Here is a 6,080-nt window from a genome sequence, read left to right as displayed (position 1 = left end):
GTTGTGCGATACCATTGTACTGTTAGACATTTGGTTTGCTTCGTATAAATCAGCAAGACCAGCCGTGTCGTTATTCGCTTTTAAACGTGCAACACCACGGTTACTTAATGCGAATGACGTAAGTTGGCGTACTTTAAATTTAGGGCCATCTGCGTCTTTTAAAAGTGCGATTGCTTTAGTACAAATTGCTTCGGCTTGTGCGTAATTTTTTGACTTAACATTCAGAGCACAGCTATTAAATGATTGCTCAAGTGGCTGTGGCGCTGTTGCAGTTTCAATAACCATTAATTTGTAATCACTTTGCTCAGCCATTGCAGCAGCTGAACATGTAAGTAGTGAGCTAAGAGCGATAGTTTTGATAAGAGTAAGTTTCATGGTCGTAGTCCTGTTGGTTAAGCCGTGCTTGTTGCCGACAACTGAACTTTAGAGAATTAACACAAAACCGACAAACGATTAAAACAAACTTAATAAGTGAATAAATCTAACTTATAGACTTTAGTCTAATGCCAAATTACTAATTTACGGCAATTGGTATTTATAAAAACAACCAACGAAACTTAAACTTATTGAGTGCGTTCTAGTAACTTAACTACTTGGGCTACAACCATTTCTGGCTCATCTTTTTGCGGGTAGTGATAGCTCTTATTTGTTATTACTATTTCACCTCGAGGAAAGGCATTAGCCCACTTTGAATGTAAGTCGCCCCACATTTCACGCGCTTTGTCGGTAAAAAATAATACAGATGGCTTTTTATACTTTTTAACTGAGGCAATTACTGTCACGGGTATATCAGTAATTTGTGGATAATTAGGTAGCGGGCGTTTTGCCCAAAAATCTAAATACTGATTCGACATTCCATTTTTCATATCGTCGAGCTTTATTGCTGCAATTTCTTTTTCAGCGCGTGGCAAATCAATCGCGCGCATAATATCTACATCGTGCTCTGATGCAGGCTCAATTAACATCAACGCCTTAATCTGATTAGGGTATGTTGAAGCAAATACACGCGCAATATAAGCACCATAAGAGTGCGCAACATACACAACAGGCTCTTCTATTTTCAGTGTTTTGAGTAATAATACAGCCTCAGCTGCATATTCTTCTGAGCTATAGTTTTTCTTTATTTGCGTAGAACCACCATTACCAATACGAGAATACCGTATAACTTTACCGTGCTTGGTAAGTGATTCAAAAACCGGGTCCCAATCACTTAAACCAGCAGAGCCGCCCGCTTCAAGTAAAATAGTATGTTTACCTTTACCAGCTAGCTCGTATTCAACGTCAAAGCCATTTACTTGAACTTTAGCCAGTCCAGCTAAAGCACTATGTGAGATGAAAAGTGAGCAATAAATAATAACTTTTATTAATGGTTTCATTGTTATAAATGGGTAGTGCTATTGAAATAATCTTACAATATTAAGCATTTTTATGTATAGTTTCTAGTAATGTTAGGTACAAATGAAATTAGAGCCTTTAGAGTTTAAAATACGTGAACATAGCACCAAAGTTTAATGAGCATGATATGGGTTTTGTAGATCTTGAAGCAGAGTACTTTCTCGGTTCGTATGTAGTAGCCCGCCTAGACAACAACCAAGCCACTTTTAAACAACTCATTATTTAAAATGGCCACAAGTTCCTAAAAGCCGCCAACCCCAACTGGCCAGAACAACTAATACCAATTAATGGAAATTATACGTTAGTTGGCAAAGTTATATTTACAGGTAAATTTTTGTAGACTCAAGGATGACTAACATGCAAAATACTACTGTGTTTAATGTACTTATCTGTTTACTATTAATATTAATAGGAACAATCATAGATGAAATACCGTCAATACTTTCAGGAGGCTATACAGCTTTACTAGATATCATCAATACGCATTTTAAACCTTTCTTTTTTATACTAGCTACTTATTTAACTATCCGTTTAGGGCTTAAAAAGTTTGGTAATGAAGTTCTCGCAACTTGCACTATAACTTCCGAATACTTCAAACCTGATTACATTAGCTCAGTGGTTTTAACTAACTGCAAAGATAAGCCGTTAGTTATTAAAAGTATATTGGCCGAGTTTAAGGGTAATAGTCACTTAGAACTAATTAAATTCAAAGAACCATTGGTAATATCTGCCCACTCATCAAATAAGGTAAAAATACCTCCATACAGTAAATTATCTTTAAATGGCTGTGAATACACTCCAGATCTTTTAGATATTACGATAATTCTGCAAAGTGACTCCGAATATATCAAATGCAAAGAGCCTAATATTAAGAAAGGTCTTTCATCTGTCCAAATAACAAAATCAAGCAGAAAATTTAATGGCTTCATTTATAATGAATCTCTTAAATATGCACTTCTCTATTCTGAAAATGACAAGACTTACACCGCTTTTATTGCAGCTAACGGTTTTTTAGGCAATGAATGGGGTTATGGACAATGCTTGGTTGCAAAAAATGGTGGGGGCAATGTTAGTAACATAAGACAAATGTTAAAAGAAAATTCTATAAAAGAATGGGTTCTGTATGACCTAAATAAAAGTAACGGAGGAAGAGTTATTGCCTCCAGTAGTAATGAGTAGAGAAACAAGCACATTTAAGCAGCTCATAATTGAAAGCGACCAAAAGTTTTTAAAAGCCACAAACCACAACTAGCCAGAGCTATTAATACCAATAAGTGGCAACTGCGCATTAGTTAGCAAAGTTATTTTTACAAGGAATTATTATGAATAGTTTTTTTAAACGGTATTGGAAAATATTATGCCTCTCTGCGGGTGTTTATCTTCTATGGGTATTAGGGTGGCTCATTTACACAAAAACTCTTTGCCCTTCGATAATGGACCATATTAATGGAATCCAATGGAAACCAACTAATTTTTCTATTTCTTATGCAACATCGGCTTTAGATAGCTTAATCTTCTTCACTGTTGTAGGTTTAGCTATTACTATTATTTCCATTAAGCGTCCTGAAGAAGAAAAACTCGCGACCAAGATTGAATATATATTTCCAGATGCTGACTCTGATTCACCGCTTGGTAAGTTCTTAGGAAACAAAATTTCAGCCCTTGCTTGTATCAGCCCAATAACAGAAAGAACAATAATTATTCAAGAAATTTCAGAAGCTTATGGCGCAATAAAAGTCATGTCAAAAACTAATTGTGTAATCAAGAATATTCACAATAACCATCATTACGCTACAGACTCAATGTCTTACGGAGTGAAACTAGACTTAGTAGAAATTGATAGTCCTCTTTTAGGAGAAGTTAATGATATTTCGGTACTATTTGATTTACATGACCCTAGTAAAAATAGACGGATATTAAATGGTACTCAGCCGCTTACTAAAGCTAATCCTGAATTCAGCGAAACCTTTTCTTTAAAATTAGAACCCGGTGAAACAGCTAGTTATCTAACAGCAGCTTGGATTTGGCAGCCCATTACTGATACAGTAAGATTTACCCCACCGCGTTACACTGAAGCCCAAAGTGTAAAGTTATGTAATGAGACCCAACATGTGATTGATATTCGTGTAGGTATTCCCAATGATGAAGATGAGATGTTTCAAATACAGCCTGGCAGAATGCATGAATTTGAAGTTGGAGCATGCGTGCCTGGGGAAAAAATTATTGTCCATTTTGAAAGCTGGAAACTACCTGATTAGTATTTAATTAGTATTTAATTAGTATTTAATTAGTATTTAATTAATATTGATAGTTATGATCTGTTGTCATATACTCAATACAAGCCTTATTTGGTGCGACATGAGTGCGACATGAGTGCGACACCATTAAATCTTTGGAGGTTGTTATGAAATCAAGTGAATTTACAGGGCCATAGCCCAACAGTTTAGATATTTAAAAGCCCGCTAATGCGGGCTTTTTGTTATTTTTTGGGTGGATTACCCCTTGGCTGATAGCCTTACACTTAAACTATCTCTATGCGATAATACGCACGGTGTTTGATTTTTACCTAGCAGCTTTCTTAATTTGGTGTCACTGATCGCCATTTAATTTTTTATAAACAGTTAGCAAGAAATTTATACACAATGCGTCAATTAAAAGAAACTCGAAAATACAAAAAGAAACTGAGTAGCGCTAACAACCCGTAAATTTAAAGGGCTAAGACATAGAATGAATAATGAAAGCTATCAAGAGAACCAAGCAACAATCTATTGGCACGACTATGAGACGTGGGGGGCAAGCCCACAAAAGGATAAGCCGAGCCAATTTGCGGGTATTCGTACCGATCTTGATTTAAATATTATTGGCGAGCCGCTTATTGAATATTGTAAGCCGCAAGCGGATTACTTGCCTCACCCTGAGGCGTGTTTAATTACGGGTATTACGCCACAAGTGGCGATGAAAAAAGGCTTAGTTGAAGCTGAGTTTATAGCAAAAATTCATGCCGAATTTAGCGTGCCAAACACCTGTGTTGCCGGTTATAACAGTATTCGGTTTGATGACGAAGTAAGTCGCTATAGCTTTTACCGTAATTTTTACGACCCATACGAGCGTGAATACAAAAATAACAATAGCCGCTGGGATATTATTGATTTAGTACGTGCTTGTTACGCACTGCGCCCTGAAGGCATTGAATGGCCGTTAAAAGAAGACGGCAGCCCAAGCTTTAAGCTAGAGCATTTAACGGTAGCCAATGGTATTGAACACGCCGCTGCGCATGATGCACTAAGCGATGTAACCGCCACGATTGCACTGGCTAAGCTAATAAAAGAAAAACAACCAAAGCTGTATAACTTCTTTTTTGGGCTGCGTGGCAAAAAAGCCCTTGCTGAATTGGTTGATGTATTTAACATGACGCCGCTTGTGCATACCACGTCGCGCATACCTGCAACACAAGGCTGTACAAGCTGGGTTGCACCAATGAGCTTTCATCCGGTAAATAAAAACGCGGTTATTTGTTTTGATTTAACCCAAAACCCACAAGTACTCATTGATTTAAACGTAGAAGAGTTACGCAAACGTTTATACACCAAACGTGTAGATTTAGCCGAGGGCGATTTACCTGTTGGTTTAAAGCTGGTGCATTTAAACAAGTGCCCTATTTTAGCCCCAGCTAAAACATTATTGCCTGAAAATGCCGCCCGCCTTGGGATTGATCGCGAGCAGTGCTTAGCTAACTTAGCTATTTTAAAAGCCAATACCGACCTTCGCGATAAAGTAACCGAAGTGTTTAACGAGCAAGGCGATTACAGCGCAACCACTAACGTTGACTACCTACTTTACGATGGGTTTACAAGCCATGCTGATAAAGCTAAATTTGCGATTATTCGTGATGCAAAACCAGATGAATTAGCTGGGTTGAAGTTAGACTTTGAAGATAAAAAGTTTAATACGTTATTGTTTAGATACCGCGCCCGTAACTGGCCTGAAACGCTCAACCAGCAAGAGCTTGACCAATGGCGCCAGTATTGCCAAAACAAGTTAATGCACAGCGAAGATCAACCATCGATTAACGCGCAAGATTTTATGATCACCCTTGAAAACCTAGCGCATGAGCATGACGACAGCGAAAAAAATCTTACAATTTTAAAGGCGCTGTATAACTACGCTCAAAGCATGTAATTTTGTTTGTATAACGCATTAAAAAACGCGACGCTTTAGCAATAAAGTGTCGCGTTTTTGTTGATAAATATCTGTACCACTTCAAAAAAAGCAAAATATACTTCACAAAGAGAAGCGAATGAGGAGTAAATGAGAAGACATAAGCCAGAATAGCTTTAAATTAATCACTTACTCTAAAAGCGCAGCGCCTCATAACCTCTTTGTGAATAAATCTTACGGGCTTTTAATTACTTAAATAAAACACTATTCACAAAGAGAAGCGAATGAGAAGTAAATGAGAAAACATAAGCCAAGAATAGCTTTAAATTAATCACTTACTCTAAAAGCGCAGCGCCTCATAATCTCTTTGTGAATAAATCACTTTTACGGGCTTTGCCCGTCACGCAAGCACGCTTGGCGTCTACGAAACAACCACAAATCTATACTTTAGGGTAAACGTAGAGCTTGCTCACGTGAAAAGCACAGCTTTTAATTACTTAAATAAAACTACTATTCACAAAGAGAAG

6 protein-coding genes are annotated in these 6,080 nt (G+C 37.3%); 4 read left to right on the top strand and 2 right to left on the bottom strand.

From position 1 onward, the window contains the following. Nucleotides 1-375: hypothetical protein (locus P20652_RS19430; protein ID WP_033018316.1), on the bottom strand; the 375-nt coding region annotated here is incomplete at its 3' end. A 188-nt stretch (nucleotides 376-563) separates the two neighbouring features. Beyond that, entirely contained in the window at nucleotides 564-1,376 is an 813-nt protein-coding gene (locus P20652_RS00075; protein WP_008173143.1) for an alpha/beta fold hydrolase, read from the bottom strand. A 113-nt stretch (nucleotides 1,377-1,489) separates the two neighbouring features. On the opposite strand from P20652_RS00075, the gene P20652_RS21565 reads away from it, so the two are divergent. The 4 genes from P20652_RS21565 to sbcB all read left to right on the top strand — a co-directional run bounded on the left by P20652_RS21565 (nucleotide 1,490) and on the right by sbcB (nucleotide 5,574). Next, complete coding sequence (locus P20652_RS21565; RefSeq protein WP_008173141.1) at nucleotides 1,490-1,621, top strand: S24 family peptidase; 132 nt, start codon at nucleotides 1,490-1,492, stop codon at nucleotides 1,619-1,621. 131 nt (nucleotides 1,622-1,752) lie between these two features. Further along, nucleotides 1,753-2,574 carry a hypothetical protein gene (locus P20652_RS00080; protein WP_008173140.1) on the top strand — a complete coding sequence of 274 codons (822 nt, stop codon included), beginning with the start codon at nucleotides 1,753-1,755 and terminating at the stop codon, nucleotides 2,572-2,574. 143 nt (nucleotides 2,575-2,717) lie between these two features. Beyond that, entirely contained in the window at nucleotides 2,718-3,653 is a 936-nt protein-coding gene (locus P20652_RS00085) for a hypothetical protein (RefSeq protein ID WP_008173138.1), read from the top strand. 469 nt (nucleotides 3,654-4,122) lie between these two features. Continuing rightward, a complete protein-coding gene (sbcB, locus tag P20652_RS00090; protein ID WP_008173137.1) occupies nucleotides 4,123-5,574 on the top strand; it encodes an exodeoxyribonuclease I in 1,452 nt (483 codons plus the stop codon). The last annotated feature ends 506 nt before the right edge of the window (nucleotides 5,575-6,080 follow it).

The organism is Pseudoalteromonas sp. BSi20652, assembly GCF_000239855.1.
GTDB lineage: Bacteria > Pseudomonadota > Gammaproteobacteria > Enterobacterales > Alteromonadaceae > Pseudoalteromonas.
This window is presented reverse-complemented; position numbering and strand designations above follow the sequence as displayed.